Genomic DNA, 17,546 nt, shown 5'->3' with positions numbered 1-17,546 from the left:
TGACCTCGGTCAGCCCGTCGCGGCCACGTCGTCGATGGCCTCGGCCGATGTCAGCGAGGCCAGCAGGCCGGGAAAGCGCGATTCGACGTCGTCTGAGCGCAGCGCGATGGAGTGGTTGCGGCCGTCGATCTTCACGGTCGTGAGCCCGGCCTCGCGCAGGGTCTTGAAGTGGTGCGACAGCGTCGACTTGGTGATGTCGAGGCCGAAGTCGTCGACCGTGCAGCGGTGGAAGGCGCCGTCTGACAGCACCTGAACCATCTTCACGCGGCCGGGGTCGGCGAGTGCACGCAGCACGTCGGTGAGACGGATGTCGGCGGTCTGTGGCTGCGGGTAGGGATTGTCGGGCATCCGAACCTCTCTTATCGTTCGACGTTCATCAAACTATCGGATATACTCACAGTGTGACGAACATCGAACAATCATACCCGCGCGGGTTCTACCCACGGCTGGCCCTGCTCGCCGTGGGCCTGTTCATCGTGGGAACGAACGCGTTCGTCATCGCCGGCCTGCTGCCCGACATCGCAGCGACACTCGATGTTCCGCTGGGCGCGGTGAGCTACTCGATCACGTTCTACGCGATCGTGGTGGCCGTCGCGGCGCCGGCGGTGGCGATTCTGCTGCCGCGGTTGTCACGCACGACGCTGATGGCGCTCGGTCTCGTGCTGATCGCCCTGGGCACGGCCGCCGCCGCAGGGTCTGACACCCTCGCGCTGTTCACCGCCGGCCGCATCGTGGCCGGCCTCGGCGGCGCGGCGCTGGTGCCCGCGGCGACAGCAGCCGCGGCGTCACTCGCCCCGCCCGAGAAGCGGGGTCGGGCCATTGCGTTCGTGCTGCTCGGGTTCACCGCCGCGACGGCGCTCGGCTCTCCGCTCGGTACAGCACTCGGGGCGGTGGGCGGCTGGCAGTTGCCGCTGCTCATCGTGGCGGCGCTCGCGGCCGTGCTGGCCGTGCTGGTGGCGCTGTTCGTGCGGCAGATCCCGCTCGGGCATCCGGTCAGCCTGAAGGCGCGGTTCGCGCCGCTGGCCGACCCGCGCATCGTGCTGGCGCTCGGCGCCGCCCTCTTCATGACGGCCGGCTTCAACATCGTGTACATCTTCAGTGCCGAGGTGACGGCCGGGGCGACCGGCGGCGACGGCACGCTGCTGGCGGTGCTGCTGCTGGTCTACGGTCTGGCTGGAACCGTCGGCAACGTGGGCGCGGGGTTTCTCACCGATCGCCTCGGCAACCGTCGCACCGCGAGCATCTTCTTCGTCATCCATCTCGCCGCGCTCGTGGTGCTGCCGATCATCGACCTGAACTACCTCGCCACGGCCGCCGTCTTCGCCGTGTGGGGCGTCGCGGCCTTCGCGGCGGTGCCGCCCGTGCAGCACCGGTTGATCAGCATTGAGCCTGCGGCCTCGGGGGTGGCGCTGTCGTGGTACACCACCGCGATGTATCTCGGCATCGCGATCGCCCCGCCCGTGGGGGCCGCTGCGCTCGCGGCGGGCGGGGCCCAGGCCATCCCCGACTTCGGTGCGGTGGCGGTTGCGCTCGCGCTGCTGCTCTTCCAGCTGGGCTACGTGGTGCGCCGGCGGTCGCGCGCTCCGCTGCGGCCCCTGGCCGCTCAGACCTCGACGAAGGTGTAGCGGTCTTTGCCCGCGCGCTTCGATTCGTACATCGCTTCGTCGGCGAGGCGGATGAGCGTCTCCCCGGTCACGTCGTCACGATCGGCATCGGCGCGGTAGAGGCTCACGCCGACGCTCGCCGACAGCGGCAGGTCGGCGGCGTCGCCGACCAGCGGGCGGCGGATCGACAGTCGAAGGCGCTCGGCGACATCGAGGATGGACCCCTCGTCGACGCCCTCGCAGACCACCAGGAACTCGTCGCCGCCGAGCCGGGCGACGGTGTCGCTGCCGCGCACCCCGCCGCGCAGCCGCTCGCTGACCTGTTGCAGCACAAGGTCGCCGCCGCGGTGGCCGAGCTTGTCGTTGATGGCCTTGAAGCCGTCGAGGTCGATGAACACCAGTGCGATCGCCCTGTCGCCCGGCTGCGCGGCCGCGAGCGCCTGGTCGAGTCGGCGCTGCAGGAACAGTCGGTTCGGCAGGCCGGTGAGGGCGTCGTGCAGCGACTGGAAGACCACCTGCTGGCGCAGCCGGATGCGCTGGCGCACCAGCACCGACTGCTCGGCCAGCGACTCGAGCAGGTGCACGGTGTTCGGCTCGAGCTGCCGTGGGCGCCCGAATCCGCAGACCACGACGCCGGTCGCCGCGCCGGACTCGAGGATCGGCACCGCGGCGAGCGACTCGATGCGCTCCCGGTGCAGGTCGTCGACTGATGCCGGGAAGCGTGCCGCCAGCGTGGCCGAGTCGGGGCAGAGCAGGGTGGTGGCGGTGCGCGCGGTCTCGGCGACCGGTGACTGGGCATTGGGCGGAATCGGCGGCAGAGTGTCGGCGGTGACGGGCACGAGGTCGCCGGTCTCGTCGAGGAAGTACACGCGAACGAGCGACGCGTCGGTGGCGGCCCGTGCCGCGTCTACGAGGGTCGTCGCCAGGTCGAGCTCGGTGTCGGCGGCGCCGAAGCCGGTCGTGGCCGACTGCAGGATTCGCACCCGCTTCTCAGACAGTTCGGCTGCCCGGCGGGCCGCCAGCAGGTCGCGCTCGTAGTGCCGTCGCAGGGTGGCGTCGAACACGGCGAACCGAATCGCCTCGTGCCCCGCGGCGCGGTCGACGACAGCGTTGACGAACACCGACAGCACGTCGGCGCCCGGCACCTGCAGCTCGAGCGCGATCTCGTTCACCCTGCCCTGGCTGCGCAGCAGCGGCATCAGCCGCGTCTCATAGAAGAGCTTGCTGCCGCGGGTGAGACGCTCCATCACGTAGTGGCCGACCACCTCGTCGTGGCTCGCCCCGACCATCGTGAGGAACGTCTCGTTGGCAGTGGTCACGACGCCGCTGGGCGTGGTCGAGAGCAGGCCGCAGGGGGCACGTTCGAACGGGTCGCCCGAGGCCGGGCCCAGCGGATCGCCCGCGATCGTCGCAGCCGCATCCTCTTCCGCCCCAGCCGGCGGCTCGCCCGGACCCTGCGTCGCGGTCACGGCAGGAACGAACGGATCGTGTCGCTGAGCTTGCCCGGATTCGACAGGTGCACGTAGTGCCCGTCGGCCTCGAGCACCACGAGCCTGCTGCCCGCGATCTCGCCCTGCAGGTATTCGCCCACGACCACCGGCGCCACGATGTCGTCGGTCGACTGCACGATCAGGGTGGGCGTGGTCACCTTGCCGAGCTCGCCCCGCACGTCAGAGAGAAAGGTCACGCGCGCGAACTGCCGCGCCACCTCGGGCCGCGCCTTCGCGAAGCTGTCGTTCAGCTCGGCCGTCAGCTCGGGCCGTTCGGCGTTGCCCATGAACACGGGGGCCATGGCGGATGCCCAGCCGAGGTAGTTCGCGTCGAGGGAGTCGAGCAGGGCATCCACATCGGCCGCTTCGAACCCGCCCACGTATTCGGCATCGTTGATGTACCGTGGCGACGGGCCGACGAGCACCAGCGCGCTGAACAGCTCGGGTTCGGCGATCGCGGCGAGGCAGCCGATCATCGAGCTGACCGAGTGGCCGACGAACACGATGTCGTGCAGGTCGAGCGCGTGCGCGATCTCGAGCAGGTCGTCGGCGTAGCCGTAGAGCGAGTCGTACTTGCTGCGGTCGTAGGCGCCCTGGTCGGAGTCGCCCGAGCCGACATGGTCGAACAGCACCACCCGGTGGTCGTCGGCGAACTGCGGCGCGACGAGGCGCCACATGTTCTGGCTCGTGCCGTAGCCGTGCCCGAACATCATCGGTCGGCCTGTCGCGGCGCCGCTGATGGTGACGTGGTTGCGGGCCACGATCTCGTCGGCGCGTTCCCTCGGCGCAACGATGGTCACAGTGTCGTACTCCCCAGACGGCTCATGCGCCCAGCTTAGCGGCCGGGTGCCTCGAACGGGGGTCGTGCCGGGCTGGCGGCGAGCGGGCGGCTGTTGGCGGCTGCGGGGTGTCGGGTGCGGGGTGTGGGGTGCGGGGCTACCCCTGCGGCTAGCCGGCCAGCAGGGTCGAGTCTGTCGGCGAGAGCCGGCGCTGGCCCTGATCGAGAAACGATGCCGCCGCTTCGTTCGCGGTGGCGACGGCCGAGCGCAGGTCGCGCGACGTGACGCAGGCCAGCGCGAGATGCGCGCTGAACACGTCGCCGGCGCCGATGGTGGTGAGCTCGTCGACCGACGAGATGGGCGAGGCGGCGATGCCATGCGTCACCCCCTGCTCGACGCAGGTGGCGCCGAGTTCGCCCTGCGTGACCACGATGCGCGTTCGCGGCGACGAGAGCGAGAACTCCACCGCGCGGTCGAGGGCGTCGGTGCAGTCTTCGTCAGAGAAGACCACCAGGTCGACGTCGGGCAGAATGCGGGCGTGCTCCGTGAAGTCGGCCTGATGGATGCTCTGGTCTGCCGCCACCGCCCGAAAATAGCCCTGCGGCAGCAGCACCCGCAGCGCGCTCGGCGACACGATCGCGAACACCCCCGCCAGGTAGTCCGGGGTGAAGTTGTCGAGCAGCGGAGCGATGATCACCACGTCGGCCTCGGCCAACAACCGCCGCGCCGTGCCGTCGAGCACGGGCGGGGCGGCGTTCTGCGTGTTGCGGCACTCCTGCCGGCGGCGCCCGTCGACGAAGTAGTTGCGGTAGAGCAGCGAGGGCGAGCGGCCGGGCGGCGTCGCGAGCGGCGTGCCGGGGGAGAGCCGGCTGAAGTCGGTGCCGTGCGTGGCCAGAACCGTGGTCTCGATGCCGGCCAGGCCGGCGTACTCGCCGACGATGAAGACGGCGGGCGAACCGGGCGTTCGAACGGCAGGCTCGGAGCCCCTCGGGTTCTCGTCGATGCAGATGTGGCCGACGATGCACACACGCATCGGCCGGCTCGTCATCACAGTCCATTGTACCTTTTCGACTCGGCCCGAAGCCCCCTGCGCAACCTCTTGTCGGTGTCGGAGGATGGCTGTAGACAGAGGGCATGACAGATTCCCAGTCGCCCGACGAGGCAGAACCACTCGAGCTCGTACCCCTGCCGGGCAGCGAGCGACCGGCCGCCCCTGGCGGGCCGTCGGCCGGCGAGCAGCCCGTCGGCGGGCATCCTTCAGCCGCCCGCAGCGGCGAGCCGGTTGCCGACCCGGCGTCGGTCAGCGGCGAGGCCACCCTCGTGCTGCGGCGGGCCAACACCCTCGACCCCTCGGCCGTCGCCGCCGCGCCCGGCCCGCTCGTCTCCGCTTCGTCGTTCGGCGCAGAGTACGGGGCGAGCGACGACGATGTCGCGCTCGTCACCGGCACGCTCGAGTCGCTCGGCGTGACCGTGCTCTCGGCCGACGCTGCGTCGCGACGGGTGCGCATCTCAGCGCCGGTGCCCACGCTCGACCGTGTTTTCGGCACCTCGCTGCAGGTCACGGCCGGCGACTCGTCGGCTCGTCGGCGAAGCGGCGGCCTGAGCATCCCGGCCGCCCTCGACGGGGTGGTCACCGCTGTGCTCGGGCTCGACGACCGGCCTCAGGCGCGAGCGCAGTTCAGGGTGGCCGAGGCGCACGCGACCACGGTGAGCTACACGCCGGTCGAACTCGGCGAGATCTATGACTTTCCCGCCGACACCGATGGCACGGGCCAGACGGTGGCCATCATCGAGCTCGGCGGCGGGTTCGAGCAGTCCGACCTCGACACCTACTTCGGCGGCCTCGGCCTCGCGGTGCCCACGGTGACAGCCGTCGGTGTCGACGGCGCCGACAACCAGCCCGGCCAAGACCCGCAGGGGGCCGACGGCGAGGTTCTGCTCGACATCGAGGTGGTCGGTGCGCTGTCACCGGCCGCGACGATTCTCGTCTACTTCGCACCCAATACCGACGCCGGCTTTCTCGACGCCGTCGCCACCGCCGCGCACGCGACACCGACCCCCGCCGCCATCAGCATCAGCTGGGGCCAGAGCGAAGACCAGTGGACAGCGCAGGCCCGCACCGCCTTCGACGACGCCCTGCTCGACGCCGCGGCGCTCGGCGTGACGGTCACTGCGGCCGCGGGCGACAACGGCAGCAGCGACGGAGCCACCGACGGCAGCGACCACGCAGACTTCCCGGCCTCCAGCCCGCATGCGCTGGCCTGCGGCGGAACCAGACTGGTCGCCGTGAAGGGCACGGTCAGCTCGGAGACGGTGTGGAACAACGGTGCAGGCAAGGGTGCGACCGGCGGCGGCGTGAGCGACGTCTTCGGGCTGCCGGCCTGGCAGAGGGGAGCCGGCGTTCCGGTGGCCGGCTCGGCGGGCGGCGGGCGCGGCGTGCCCGATGTGGCGGCGAACGCCGATCCTCAGACCGGGTACGAGGTGCTGGTCGACGGTACCCGGGCCGTCTACGGCGGAACGAGCGCGGTGGCGCCGCTCTGGGCAGCCCTCGTCGCCCGCCTCGTGCAGTCGCTCGGCTCCGGCGGCCTCGGGCTGCTTCAGCCCGCACTGTACGGCCTGACCTCGGGGCTGCGCGACGTCACGGTCGGCGACAACGGGTCGTTCGAGGCCGGGCCGGGGTGGGATGCCTGCACCGGCTTGGGCGTGCCGAACGGCACCGCGCTGCTGGCCGCGCTTCGCGAGCAGGGCGCGGGCTCCGTGGCCGGCTCGCCAGGGGCGGGCGCCGAGCCCGGTTCGCCGGTTGCCCAGCCGGCCGATGCGGCGGGCGCAGAGGGCGAGGTGGGCCCCGCGGTCACCCGCCAGGCCGGCGCGCCGGGCGCGGCCGAACTGGCCGACGAACTGCGCAGCATCCGCGCCATCGGTGAAGACCGCTGACGCGCAGTGGGTGGCGGGCATCGTGCTGCACAACATCGAGTCGGCGTTCCGGGAGTTCGATGAGATCACCCGCGCCCCAGAGCAGGAGCGGGCTCGCCTGACGGCGGCCCGCGACGGTGTGGCCGATGCGCTCGCGGGCGACCCACGGGTGCTGCGGGTCGTCGACGCCGGCTCGTACCGGCACGGCACTGAGGTCGGCGGCCGCAGCTGGTTCGACGTGCTGGTGGTGCTGTCGGGTAAGCCGAGCTCGGTGGCCCGGGCCGTCGACCTCGTGAACACGGTGGCGTCGGGGCGGGGCGACGCGGTGAACGCACTCGTGGCGCCCCTGACCAGCGGCAGCGCCGTCACGGCGCCGTCGGGTGCCCTGCCCTCGCGGGTGGTGGCCGCCGCGGGCGCTGGGCTGACCGGCGCCGGTGCAGTCGGATCGGTGCCGCCGGGCATCCGTCTCGTGCCGGCCTTCGAGGCACCGGCCGGCCTGGCCGCACCGGGCGGCGACATCGTGCTGGTCGCCGACGCCGCCAGGCACTGGGTGGCGAGCCGGGTCGGGGCGCGCGAGATTCTGCTGAACCGAGTCGACGACGGCACGATGCGCCCGCTGATCAGGCTCGTTCTGGCGTGGAAGCATCGGGTGCGCGCTGCCGTCTCGTCGTACTACCTCGAGACCGCCGTCATCAGGCAGGCCCTGCAGCAGCCGTCGTTCAGCCCACTGTGGGATCTGTGCTGGGCCTTCGAGCAGCTTGCGGCCGACGACCTGATGACCCTCACCGACGTTTCAAGCCCGAATGCCAAGCCGGGGGTTCGGGCATCCGCCAGCATGTCGAAACGCATCGAAACGGGATACCTCGTCGACGCCGCTGCCGCCATGATGCGCAGCGCGGTCAACGCGTCGATCGACGACGACTGGCAGACCGTGTCAGAGCGGCTGCGCGCGCTCTTCGGGCCCCACTTTCCTGACCTCGACGGTTAGAGGCTAGAGGCTAGAGGCCCCTGGCCACCGATGCGGCTGCGGCGAGCCAGGCCCGCCTCGTCGCCTGGTTCAGGGCGTCGTACTGGATGCGCCCGGCCTTCAGCGCGGGGTCGAACGGCACGATCACCACGTCACGAACGTACGGCCTGAAGTCGTCGGCCATGCGCTGCGAGATGCTCGACTCCTTCGGCTGCCACTCCGACACCACCACCACGGCGTTGCGGGCGAGGTCGGCGGCCTTCTCGCTGCGGCTCTGCACGGCCTGCAGTGTGAGCAGGGCGGCTTGGGCGCGGTCTTCCATCGTGGTCGTGGGCACGACCAGCTGATCGGTGTGGTCGATCATGCGCAGCCAGTTCTCGGCGCGGTCGCTGTTGCCCGAGTCCATGAAGATGAGCCGGTAGTACTTCGCGGCGATGCTGTGCACGATGTCGACCTCGTCGGCCGTCATCTCGTGAATTCCCGACGGGTCTTCATCCGATCGCAGCACGTCGAACTTGTCGGCCTGCTGGTGGTGCACGAAGCTCGACATCTGGCCGAACTCGGCGCGGGCGTCGAGCAGGTCGTCGGCGTTGCCGAGAACGTCGAGCACCGTCGAGCCGTGCGCGCCCGGCTCGGTGCGCCAGCCGAGCGTGCCCATGGTCTCGTTGTTGTCCCAGGCGAGCACGCCGCCACCGCCGTACCGCGCGAAGACCGCGGCGAGGTTGACGACGGTCGGCGTCTTGTTGGCGCCACCCTTGCGGTTGATGACGCTCACGGTGCGGTGGGCGTCGAAGTGCCTCGAGACTCCCTCGATGTCGGCGCGCTCCGCTTTCTCGCGGGGGCCGGGCGAACGGTGGAAGCCGAACTTGTTCAGAAAGCCGGCGAACCCTCGTTGCGCCGGATCGGCGACCGTGGTCGGCGCGAGGAACGAGGGTGCGTCGAGCAGGTCACGACGGGTTTGAGCTGACATGGGTGCTTTCGGTGCTGGTGTCTGGGGTGTGCTCGCGTGCGGCTGTGCCTCGCGGGCGGGTGGCGCTGGTGTTCCTGGTGTTCCTGGTGGTTCGGCTGGAGTGGCCAGGGAGTTTGGTTCGGGTGCCGCCCTGAGGGGCGGCTCGGCGACCGCGGGCTCGGGCTCGGGTTCCGGCTCCGGTTCGAAGGCCGGCGGTGAGGCCGAGACGGGTGCCGGCATCGGCGCCTGCTCGCTGATGACCTCGTCGTCGTCGTCGTCGACGTCGCTGTCGATCACTCGACCCGCGGCGACCGGCGATGACAAGGTCTCGCCTGCCTCCTGCTCGCCTGCCTGCTGCTCAAACTCCTCCGGCTCGACAGCGTCCGGCTCGGAGTGCTCCGATTCGTCGGAAATGGGCTCGGAGTGCTCCGATTCGTCGGCCACGGGCTCGGATTGCTCCGCCTCGACGGCACCCGGCTCCGATTGCTCCGCTTCGGAGTGCTCCGGCTCAACCTCCTCCGCCTCGACGGCGTCTGGCTCGGAGTGCTCCGCCTCAACCTCCTCCGCCTCGACGGCGTCTGAGTCGGAGTGCTCCGGCTCAGACTCTCCCGCCTCGGGTTCCTCCGCCTCGGCTTCCTCCGCCTCGACAGGCTCCACCTCGCCTGACTCCGCCTCGGGGGTCTCGGGCGGCGGCCAGGGCTGGGGCAGCTCTTCGAAGGGTACGAAGCTCTCTTCTTCTATCGAACCGTCGGGGGCGGCGAGCAGGATGCTCAGCCCCGTGCGTGCCCGAACGGTCACCCGCACGGGCCGGCCGATGTGCGACGCCTCGTCTTGGATGAGCTGGATCAGCGCCTGCAGCGCCTCGCCCTCCGTCGTTCCGTGCAGAGTGCGGGTCGTGTCGCCCACGCGCAGGAACCCGGTGTGGTCGGTGCGGAGGAGGGCGCTGATCGCTGGCTCGTCGAGAGCTAAACTTCTGTCAATTGCCACGCTTTGCACACCTCTCCTCGGTCAATTGGTTCGCCAATGATGAGATTCGTTTAGCACGAGCGTAGTAGACACCGTGCACACGCGAGATTCCCGGTCACTCGGCAGCGGCCTCAGCGGGCAGCTCGTTCCAGATCGCGAACCGGTTGCCGGCCGGGTCGACCAGGTGCGCGAACTCGATTGCGCCGTTGTTGATGAGGGGCAGGGCAACAGAGGCTCCGAGTTGCACAGCCTGGTCGAAGGCCGCCTGAACATCGTCGACGTGCACGTAGAACACGGCCCAGGTGGGGCCGCCCATGCTCGTCGTGTCCCACAGGCCGCCGCCGGTGCCGTTGATCGCACGGTACTGGGCCGGCCCCGACGCCTCGCCGAACTGCCAGTCGAAGAGAGCGCCGTAGAAGGCCTGGGCGGCTGCGGGGTCGGGGGTGCCGATCTCGAAGTAGTCGACAGGTTTCGGAGATGCGGGGCCGTTCGTCATTGACGTGCCTTTCGATCGTGGCCCTGGCGGCCGGATGCAATGATTGTGGGCCCTGCACCGGCCATTGGCAAGGGATGGACGCGGGCGCCCGATCGCCTCAGCCTCCCGCCACGTCGTCGAGAGCGCGCTGCCGGAAGGCGATCATGTTGACGCGATTGCCGCACCGCACGCTGCAGAACCGCTTCGACCCGTTGCGTGAGAGATCGAGGACGAGCCCCGTGCAATCGTCGGCGGCACAGGCCCGCAGGCGACCCATCTCAGCGGTGCGGATGACGTCGACCAGTGCCAGCGACACCTCCACGCGGATGCGTTCGGCCAGCGGCGCGCCCTGGTCGGTGGCGTGCAGGTGCCAGTCGAAGTCGTCGTGCCGCACGAGATGCGGAAGGGCCCGGGCGTTCTCGAGCATCGCGTTCACCTCGACCACCGCCGCGTCGCGGTCGAGCAGCCAGATGCGCCGCAGATCGGCGCGCGTCGTGTGCACCTCGGCCAGTTCGGCCTCGTCGCGGTCGAACCGCCCGGTGTAGCGGTGGCGGTCGAGCAGGGCGGTGAGCTGGGCCGGCGTGGCGATCTCGTCGAGGCCGCTCTTGGTCGCGCCGGCAACCGTGTTCGCGAGGTCGACGGTGAACTCCAGCGTCGCCTCCGTGTCAGGGGCAAAATGCAAATTGACTCCTTACCTGCGACGAGACTACCGTCGTACTCAGTGGCCAGCAAGAGGGGCCTGAGGCGGGCATCCAGTCGGCTCGGCGAAGCCGTTCTGAGCGGGTCACACCGTGCGACGTCACGCCGTGCAAAATCACACCGTGCGGGTCACACCGTGCGACGTCACATCGTACAAAATCGCACCGTGCGGCTCACACCCTGCCCTCACCAACCGATCGGCACCCCACCATGAAACGCTCGTCGACCACCACCGGACTCGCCATCGCCGTGCTCGCCGCGGCGACCTTCGGCATGTCGGGGGCGCTCATCAAGCCGCTGCTCGAGGCCGGCTGGAGCCCGGCCGCCGCGGTCACCGTTCGCGCGTTCATCGGCGGGCTCGTGCTGCTACCGTTCGCGCTGCTGTCGCTGCGCGGCCGCTGGGCGGTGCTCTGGCGTGCGCGCTGGCGGGTGCTCGCGATGGCGAGCGTAGGCGTGGCAGGAACGCAGCTGGTGTACTTCGCGGCGATCCAGCGCATCCCGGTGTCGTCGGGCATCCTGATCGAGTACATGGCGCCCCTGCTGCTCGTGGCCTTCGTGTGGGCCCGAACGCGGCGGGCGCCGCGGGTGGTCGTGCTCGTCGGTTCGGTCGTGGCGCTCGCCGGACTGGTGCTGGTCGTGTCGCCGGGCGGCGGCGCCAGCACGTTCGACGCCCTCGGATACCTGCTTGCGGTCGTCGCGATGGTGGGTTGCGCCGTCTACTACGTGGTCGCGGCCCGGCCGAGCGACGGCCTGCCGACCGTGGCGTTCGCCGGTTTCGGGCTGCTGATCGGCGCGCTGATGCTGCTGGTCGTGGGGCTGACGGGGCTGGTTCCGTTCACCATGTCGTTCGGCGATGTCGCTCTCTTCGGTTCTCCGGTGGCGTGGTGGGTTCCACTGCTCGCGGTGGGCGTGCTCGCCACCGCGGTGGCCTACGCGGCGAGCATCACGGCCAGCGAGATGCTCGGGTCGCGCCTGGCGTCGTTCGCGGGGCTGCTCGAGGTGGTGGCGGCGACGTTCTACGCGTGGCTGCTGCTGGGCGAGAAGCTGTCGCTGCTGCAATTGGTCGGCGGCGCGCTGATTCTGGTGGGCATCGGCTTCGTACGCTCTGACAGCGGCGGGGCCGGCGCCGAGCCGGGTCAGACGGCAGACGCAGAAGTGGTCGACGCTCCCGCAGCCGAGAGCGGATCGTTCGCCGTTCCGCCCCAGCTGGGCTGACGGCGCCGGCTACTGCGAGCGGTCGGCGACGTGCTGCAGGATGCGCGGCCACTCGCTGATGTACACCGAGGCATCGGCACCCTTCGCCTCGTGCACGCGCGAACCCGAGATGCGCCGCCGGTACCAGTTGCCGTCGCGGGCAGACGCCAGGGGGTCGTCGGTTCCGTAGACGAGCAGGGTGTCGGCCGTGATGGCCGGCAGATCGAGTGCCCACGATCGGTCGCGAAAGGCGAGCAGGTCGGTGGCGATGCCAGCGGCGCCCTGTCGCGACGAGTCGCCGAGCATCCGTTCGATGCGGCCGCGCAAGCCCGGGCGCGCCGACACGTCGAACCCGCCGGTCTGGCCTGCCCCGGCGTCGCCTGAGCCGTGAGGCGCTGCGTGCTCGGGCGCGGCCGCGGCTGCGGTCGCCGAACCGGAACCGGCGCCAGAACCGGCACCGATGCCGAGCGTCTGCAGTCCGATCTCACCGTGCGACGCGATCACCCGGTCGAGGTGCGAGCGCGGCGAGAAGGCCTCGATGCGCGACAGTCCGAGAAGCCGGCGCACCGGATCGATCAGCCCGGGGCCGTCGACCCGCGGAGTGCCGACGATGACGAGTCGATCGACCACCTCAGGGTGGCGTGCGGCGAGCGACAACGCCGTGGACCCGCCGCCGGCGCCCCAGCCGATGACCGCGATGCTGCCGAAGTCGGCGGTGGTCGCGTTGGTGGCGGCGCCCGCCGACCACGACAGGTACGAGGCGAGGTCGTCGGCGTGCTGCTGGATGGTCGGGTCGACGTCGCGTGCCACCGGGTCAGAGGCGCCGTAGCCGGGCCGGTCGATCATCAGGAACTGCAGGCCGGACTCGGCCGTGGCCTTCGGATCGGGGTCGAATCCGCCCGCGCCGGGAGTGGGATGGCAGACGAGAACGAGCCGGCGCGACCCGGGATCGCCGAGCGAGCTGACTCCGAGGGTTCTGCCGTCGGGCAGGCGGTGGAGCTGATTGGCCATGGTCGTCAGCCCTACCGCAGGCCGAGCATCCTCTCGGTGTTCACCCGTCGCACCTGCGAGGGCAGGGTGAAGAGGTCGACCCAGAGAGCGAGCGTGAACCACGAGAACGTGAAGATGTAGCTCACGCCGCGCAGGGTGTTGCCGAGGTAGACCTGGTGCATACCCGTCCAGCCGAAGAAGAAGAACAGCGCGTACGCGGTGAGCAGCGAAGCTCCCTTGCGCGACGGGTGCACGAGCGTGCCCGCGCCGGCCCCACCGGGTGCGCCGGCCGCCGCCGGCAACCCGGGGGCCACCACCGTGGCGGGCGGGTTGACGTAGACGATGGTGGTCGCACCGCCGGTCGTGGTCGCCCCGCCGGTCGAGGCATCCGCAGCGCCCGCATCGGCAGTTCCCGCGGTCACCGCCGCCGGCACAGAGGTAACGACGACGGGAGGCAGGGTTGGCGCGATGTCAGTCACGCGCCCATCGTAGCCCCGAACCCCTTCGGCGAGCGGCATTCCGCCGTGCATCCGGAGCCCCCTTGCGCCCGCCCCGCTGCGCTCGACACGACGCCCGCTGAGCGCCGATGCGACGCGCCCCGACCGTCGGCCCGTAGCGCTAGCCTGAAAGGGGCAGCAGGAGGTCGTCGACGATGACGCATACGGTTTTCAATCAGGTCGCGCCGCGTGAGAACGTCGACGAGTTCACGAGCAACGTCGCCCTCGTCGAGGCGGTGACGCGTCACGATGCCGGGTGGGCGCTCGACGACCTGCGGCGGGTGGGCCGGTATGTCGCGACACCGCAGTTCCAGCATGACGCCGAGCGGGCGAACCGTGTCGAGCCCGAGCTGCACACGCATGACCGGTACGGCAACCGCCTCGACGAGGTCGAGTACGACTCGTCATACCACCGCGTCATCTCGGCTGCCGTCGCCGAGGGGGCGCACACCTCGGCCTGGGCGGCGCCCCGGCCCGGCGCCAACGTCGCCCGTGCGGCGACCTTCATGCTCTTCGCGCAGGTCGAACCGGGGCACGCCTGCCCAGTGTCGATGACGCACGCAGCGGTGCCGGTCATCCAGTCGTCTGCACCCCCCGGGCTCGCCGCCGAGTGGATGCCCCGCCTGCTCAGCCGCTCGTACGACCCGGCGCTCGGCTCCACGTCGGCGCTGTTCGGCATGGCGATGACCGAGAAGCAGGGCGGGTCGGATGTTCGGGCCAACACGACCGTGGCCACTCGCCTCGGCGACGGAACGTACCTGCTCACGGGCCACAAGTGGTTCTGCAGTGCGCCCATGTCTGACGGGTTTCTCGTGCTAGCCCAGGCGCCCGGCGGACTCTCCTGCTTTCTCGTGGCACGCGTGCTCGCCGACGGCAGCCGCAACGCGTTCCGCATCCAGCGCCTGAAAGACAAGCTCGGCAACCGCTCGAACGCCTCGAGCGAGGTCGAGTTCGACCAGACGCTCGGCACGCTGGTGGGGGAGGAGGGCCGCGGCGTCAAGACGATCATCGAGATGGTGTCGCGCACCCGGCTCGACTGCATCCTGGGCACGACGGCCGGCATGCGGCAGGCCGCGGCCGAGGCGCTCTGGCACGTGCGGCACCGCTCGGCCTTCGGGTCGCTGCTGGTCGACCAGCCCGCCATGACGAACGTGGTGACCGACCTGGCGCTCGAGTCGGAGGCAGCCACCGCGACGGCGCTGCGCCTGGCCCGCGCCCACGACGACGACGCCTCCGACGCCGACCGGGCCTTCCGCAGGCTCGCCACGGCCGTGTCGAAGTACTACATCTGCAAGCTCGGCCCCGGCCACGCCGCCGAGGCGCTCGAGTGTCTGGGCGGAAACGGCTACACAGAGGCGTTCCCGCTCGCCCGCCGCTACCGCGAGCAGCCCGTCATGGCGGTCTGGGAGGGCTCGGGCAACGTGATCGCCCTCGACGTGCTGCGCGCGCTCGGCGCTGGGGAGGCGGGGCGCTTCGACGCATACGAGGCCTTCGACGACGAGCTCGCGCTCGCCGCCGGCACGTCGCGCCTGTTCGACGAGCACCTCGAGGCCACCCGCCGCCTCGTCCGTGAAGCCCGGCTCGACCCCGCCTCAGCCGCCGTCAGCGCGCGCCGCCTCGTCGGCTCCCTCGCCGTCGCGCTGCAGGCCTCGCTGCTGCTCCGCCACGCGCCGGCCGCAATCGGCGACACCTTCGCGCAGTCGCGCCTCGCCCCCACCCGCGGGCGTCTCTACGGCGAACTCCCGGCCGCCACCCCGTTCGCCGACATCATCGCTCGCGCCTGACCCACCCGGCCTCCACGGCCTCCACTCGGCCCCCACGCGGGCTCTACGCGGGCTCCACGCGGGCTCCACGCGGACTTCACGCGGCCTCTGGGCGGGGCCGACTGTGCCGATCGCTCACTCGCAGCGCCTGGTCGCGCGGAGGGGGTGCTCAGTCGGCGGCGGGGTCCCGCGCCGCCACCCGGTCGAGCTCGGCGCCCAGCCCGATGTCGGCCACGACCACGCGCCCGGCGTAGCGCGCCGCCGGATGCAGCAGCAACCCACGCTTACACCCGCCGAACGTGACCGTGACCGTCGCCGCCAGCACCGTCGAATCGGTCACTGCCCCGTCGTCTGCCCCGACACCGCTCGGCAGGTCGACCGCCACCACGTCGGCACGTTCGCGGTGGTCGATGCTCTGCAGAACACTCCGGATGCCCGCCACCACCTCCCGCGCCCGACCGCGCAGCGCGGGGTCGGCACTCGTGCCGGTGCCGAGTATGCCGTCGAGTATCACGTCACTCGCGGCGGCGGCGGCCGCCACCGACCCAGTCTGCTCGGTCGCCGCCACCGACCCAGCGTGTTTCGTCGCCGCCACCGACGAAGCGTGTTTCGTCGCCGTCACCGACCCAGCCTGCTGGGTCGCGGCCTCCGACCCAGCCTGCTGGGTCGCCGCCTCCGACCCAGCGTGCTTCGTCGCCGCCACCGACGACGACGCAACCTCCGCCGCCGTGGACGCCGCTCCAGACACCGCCGCATCGCTTCCTTCGTCACCGATGAGCGTCGCACCGGCGTCGAGGGCGGCTGCCAGCCCCTCGGTATGCACGCGGTCACTCGTCAGAACGATCGACACGACCGCCCCATCGATGCGCGCCAGCCGCGCCGCCGCGAACAGCGCATCCCCGCCGTTGTTGCCCGACCCGGCCAGCACCAGCACTCGCGCCGGCCCCGGCACCCCTGCGCCGTCGGCGAACTCGCCGATCACCACGCCATCTGCGCTCCTGTCATGATCGGTGGCCACTCCGCCAGCCGCGGTCGCGCCGCGACCGGCCGCGCGGCGCTCGGCGAGCATCTTTCGCGTCTCGGCGGCCAGGGCGGCGGATGCCCGTGCCATGAGTGGCACGCCCGCCGCGAGCAGCGGTTCCTCCGCCTCCCGCACCTGAGCGGCCGTGTAGGTCTTCATTCCCTCGACTCCATCACCGGGCATCCGTCGCGCTATGCCTCGCACAGCTCCTTCAGCGCGATCAGCACCGGGTTCGCGGTGTCGGCGCCCCCATCCTCATCGCCGAACCCGCCCTCGTCAGTGCCATCGCCGAACCCGCCGTCGCCAGAGTCACCCCCGAACCCGCCGTCGCTGCCGAAGTCGTCGCCGAACCCGCCATCGTCGTCGCCGAAGTCGTCGCCGAACGACTCCTCACCGGGCGCCGCCGGCCGCGGATCATCTTGCACGATCGTGATGCGCGTACCCGACCCCGACGGCGCGGGCTCGAGCGTGTACGTCATCGTGAAGTAGTTCTCGGGGGCATCCGCGAGGTCGGGCCGCGGGGCGAACAGCGTGTAGGCGAGCGATCGCCCCGAGTCGACCGACAGAACCGTGCCCCACTGCTCGAACCGCTGCCCCTCCCACTCCGAGACGAACCGAATCGGGCCGCCGACGTTCCAGTCGGTGATCAGCCGGCTGCCGTACTGCCAGCGTTGCACCAGGTCGGGTCGGGTCACCGCCGCCCACACCCGGTCGGCGCCGGCAGCGATGTCGATGTAGGAGGTCGAGGTTGTGTTTGTCATGGCTTCACCGTAATCACCTGCTCCGACATTCGTTTGGCGTGTCATCGATCAGCGCTCTAGAGTCGCTTCATTCGAACATATGTTCGAACAGTGTCGGCCGAGCGCCCGGCGTCCCGGCCGCGGTGCGAAAGGAGTGAACGTGTGATCCAGCTCGATGAAGTGGTGATGGTCTGGCTGCACGACGGGCGGCCGAACCGGCTGGTCTGGGGTTCGCGCCGGTTTCGTGTGACCGACTCGCCGACCCCGCTCGCCGGAATCTACCCGAACGTCGAACCCGACGAGTTTCTCGACGCCACGACGTTCACCCATCCGCCCCTCCGCGCCCCGGCGTGGCGGTTCCAGGCGACCGCCGACGATGGCGAGGCCTACGTGTTCGACATTCTCTTCGATCTGAACCGTTCGGTCTGGCTGCTTCTGCGCACGTTCCAGTGACCGCCGGCGACCGGTCGCCTCGTCGCGGCCGATCGGCGACACATCG

The 17,546-nt window shown here is 70.8% G+C and carries 17 protein-coding genes; 6 read left to right on the top strand and 11 right to left on the bottom strand.

The features are described 5' to 3' along the window. Positions 1–9 precede the first annotated feature (9 nt). Entirely contained in the window at positions 10–348 is a 339-nt protein-coding gene (locus tag V3W46_RS10160) for an ArsR/SmtB family transcription factor (protein ID WP_331782992.1), read from the bottom strand. Positions 349–401: 53 nt separating this feature from the next. On the opposite strand from V3W46_RS10160, the gene V3W46_RS10155 reads away from it, so the two are divergent. Continuing rightward, entirely contained in the window at positions 402–1,625 is a 1,224-nt protein-coding gene (locus V3W46_RS10155; protein WP_331782991.1) for an MFS transporter, read from the top strand. On the opposite strand, the gene V3W46_RS10150 is transcribed toward V3W46_RS10155, so the two are convergent. The 3 genes from V3W46_RS10150 to V3W46_RS10140 form a co-directional block, all read right to left on the bottom strand. Continuing rightward, complete coding sequence (locus V3W46_RS10150) at positions 1,604–3,073, bottom strand: diguanylate cyclase (RefSeq protein ID WP_331782990.1); 1,470 nt, start codon at positions 3,071–3,073, stop codon at positions 1,604–1,606. The two genes, V3W46_RS10155 and V3W46_RS10150, sit on opposite strands and share 22 nt — an antisense overlap. Further along, the gene (locus tag V3W46_RS10145) at positions 3,070–3,894 is read right to left on the bottom strand and encodes an alpha/beta fold hydrolase (protein WP_331782989.1); all 825 of its coding nucleotides are present in this window, start codon (positions 3,892–3,894) and stop codon (positions 3,070–3,072) included. Before V3W46_RS10145 ends, V3W46_RS10150 begins: the two co-directional genes overlap by 4 nt. A 148-nt stretch (positions 3,895–4,042) precedes the next feature. After that, the gene (locus tag V3W46_RS10140; RefSeq protein ID WP_331782988.1) at positions 4,043–4,921 is read right to left on the bottom strand and encodes a PfkB family carbohydrate kinase; all 879 of its coding nucleotides are present in this window, start codon (positions 4,919–4,921) and stop codon (positions 4,043–4,045) included. Between the two features lie 86 nt (positions 4,922–5,007). Between V3W46_RS10140 and V3W46_RS10135 the strand changes: the two genes are divergently transcribed. Continuing rightward, positions 5,008–6,807 carry a S53 family peptidase gene (locus tag V3W46_RS10135; protein WP_331782987.1) on the top strand — a complete coding sequence of 600 codons (1,800 nt, stop codon included), beginning with the start codon at positions 5,008–5,010 and terminating at the stop codon, positions 6,805–6,807. Beyond that, positions 6,794–7,774, top strand: coding sequence for a hypothetical protein (locus tag V3W46_RS10130; protein WP_331782986.1), 981 nt, complete (start codon positions 6,794–6,796; stop codon positions 7,772–7,774). Before V3W46_RS10135 ends, V3W46_RS10130 begins: the two co-directional genes overlap by 14 nt. Positions 7,775–7,784: 10 nt before the next feature. On the opposite strand, the gene V3W46_RS10125 is transcribed toward V3W46_RS10130, so the two are convergent. The 3 genes from V3W46_RS10125 to V3W46_RS10115 all read right to left on the bottom strand — a co-directional run bounded on the left by V3W46_RS10125 (position 7,785) and on the right by V3W46_RS10115 (position 10,825). Next, positions 7,785–9,689, bottom strand: a complete 1,905-nt coding sequence (locus tag V3W46_RS10125) for a hypothetical protein (RefSeq protein WP_331782985.1) — start codon at positions 9,687–9,689, stop codon at positions 7,785–7,787. A 94-nt stretch (positions 9,690–9,783) separates the two neighbouring features. Then, on the bottom strand, positions 9,784–10,164 hold the full coding sequence (locus tag V3W46_RS10120) for a VOC family protein (RefSeq protein WP_331782984.1): 381 nt from the start codon (positions 10,162–10,164) through the stop codon (positions 9,784–9,786). A 97-nt stretch (positions 10,165–10,261) separates the two neighbouring features. Next, a complete protein-coding gene (locus V3W46_RS10115) occupies positions 10,262–10,825 on the bottom strand; it encodes a CGNR zinc finger domain-containing protein (RefSeq protein ID WP_331782983.1) in 564 nt (187 codons plus the stop codon). Positions 10,826–11,052: 227 nt separating this feature from the next. Between V3W46_RS10115 and V3W46_RS10110 the strand changes: the two genes are divergently transcribed. Continuing rightward, on the top strand, positions 11,053–12,057 hold the full coding sequence (locus V3W46_RS10110; RefSeq protein WP_331782982.1) for an EamA family transporter: 1,005 nt from the start codon (positions 11,053–11,055) through the stop codon (positions 12,055–12,057). A gap of 9 nt (positions 12,058–12,066) precedes the next feature. On the opposite strand, the gene V3W46_RS10105 is transcribed toward V3W46_RS10110, so the two are convergent. Next, positions 12,067–13,047, bottom strand: a complete 981-nt coding sequence (locus V3W46_RS10105) for an alpha/beta hydrolase (protein WP_331782981.1) — start codon at positions 13,045–13,047, stop codon at positions 12,067–12,069. Between the two features lie 11 nt (positions 13,048–13,058). After that, on the bottom strand, positions 13,059–13,505 hold the full coding sequence (locus V3W46_RS10100) for a TM2 domain-containing protein (RefSeq protein ID WP_331782980.1): 447 nt from the start codon (positions 13,503–13,505) through the stop codon (positions 13,059–13,061). A 173-nt stretch (positions 13,506–13,678) separates the two neighbouring features. On the opposite strand from V3W46_RS10100, the gene V3W46_RS10095 reads away from it, so the two are divergent. Next, positions 13,679–15,307 carry an acyl-CoA dehydrogenase family protein gene (locus V3W46_RS10095; protein ID WP_331782979.1) on the top strand — a complete coding sequence of 543 codons (1,629 nt, stop codon included), beginning with the start codon at positions 13,679–13,681 and terminating at the stop codon, positions 15,305–15,307. Between the two features lie 148 nt (positions 15,308–15,455). Here the strand turns inward: V3W46_RS10095 and V3W46_RS10090 are convergent, their stop codons facing one another. Together V3W46_RS10090 and V3W46_RS10085 are read right to left on the bottom strand one after the other, a co-directional pair. Further along, entirely contained in the window at positions 15,456–16,466 is a 1,011-nt protein-coding gene (locus V3W46_RS10090; protein ID WP_331782978.1) for an NAD(P)H-hydrate epimerase, read from the bottom strand. Between the two features lie 32 nt (positions 16,467–16,498). After that, a complete protein-coding gene (locus tag V3W46_RS10085) occupies positions 16,499–17,068 on the bottom strand; it encodes an SRPBCC domain-containing protein (protein ID WP_331782977.1) in 570 nt (189 codons plus the stop codon). A 141-nt stretch (positions 17,069–17,209) separates the two neighbouring features. Here V3W46_RS10085 and V3W46_RS10080 point away from each other — a divergent pair, with 141 nt between their 5' ends. Then, a complete protein-coding gene (locus tag V3W46_RS10080; RefSeq protein WP_331782976.1) occupies positions 17,210–17,500 on the top strand; it encodes a hypothetical protein in 291 nt (96 codons plus the stop codon). Positions 17,501–17,546: the final 46 nt, after the last annotated feature.

Source organism: Subtercola sp. YIM 133946 (assembly GCF_036553535.1).
Classification (GTDB): domain Bacteria; phylum Actinomycetota; class Actinomycetes; order Actinomycetales; family Microbacteriaceae; genus Subtercola.
The sequence above is the reverse complement of the archived record's forward strand: the minus strand, read 5'-3'. Positions and strand labels throughout refer to the sequence as shown.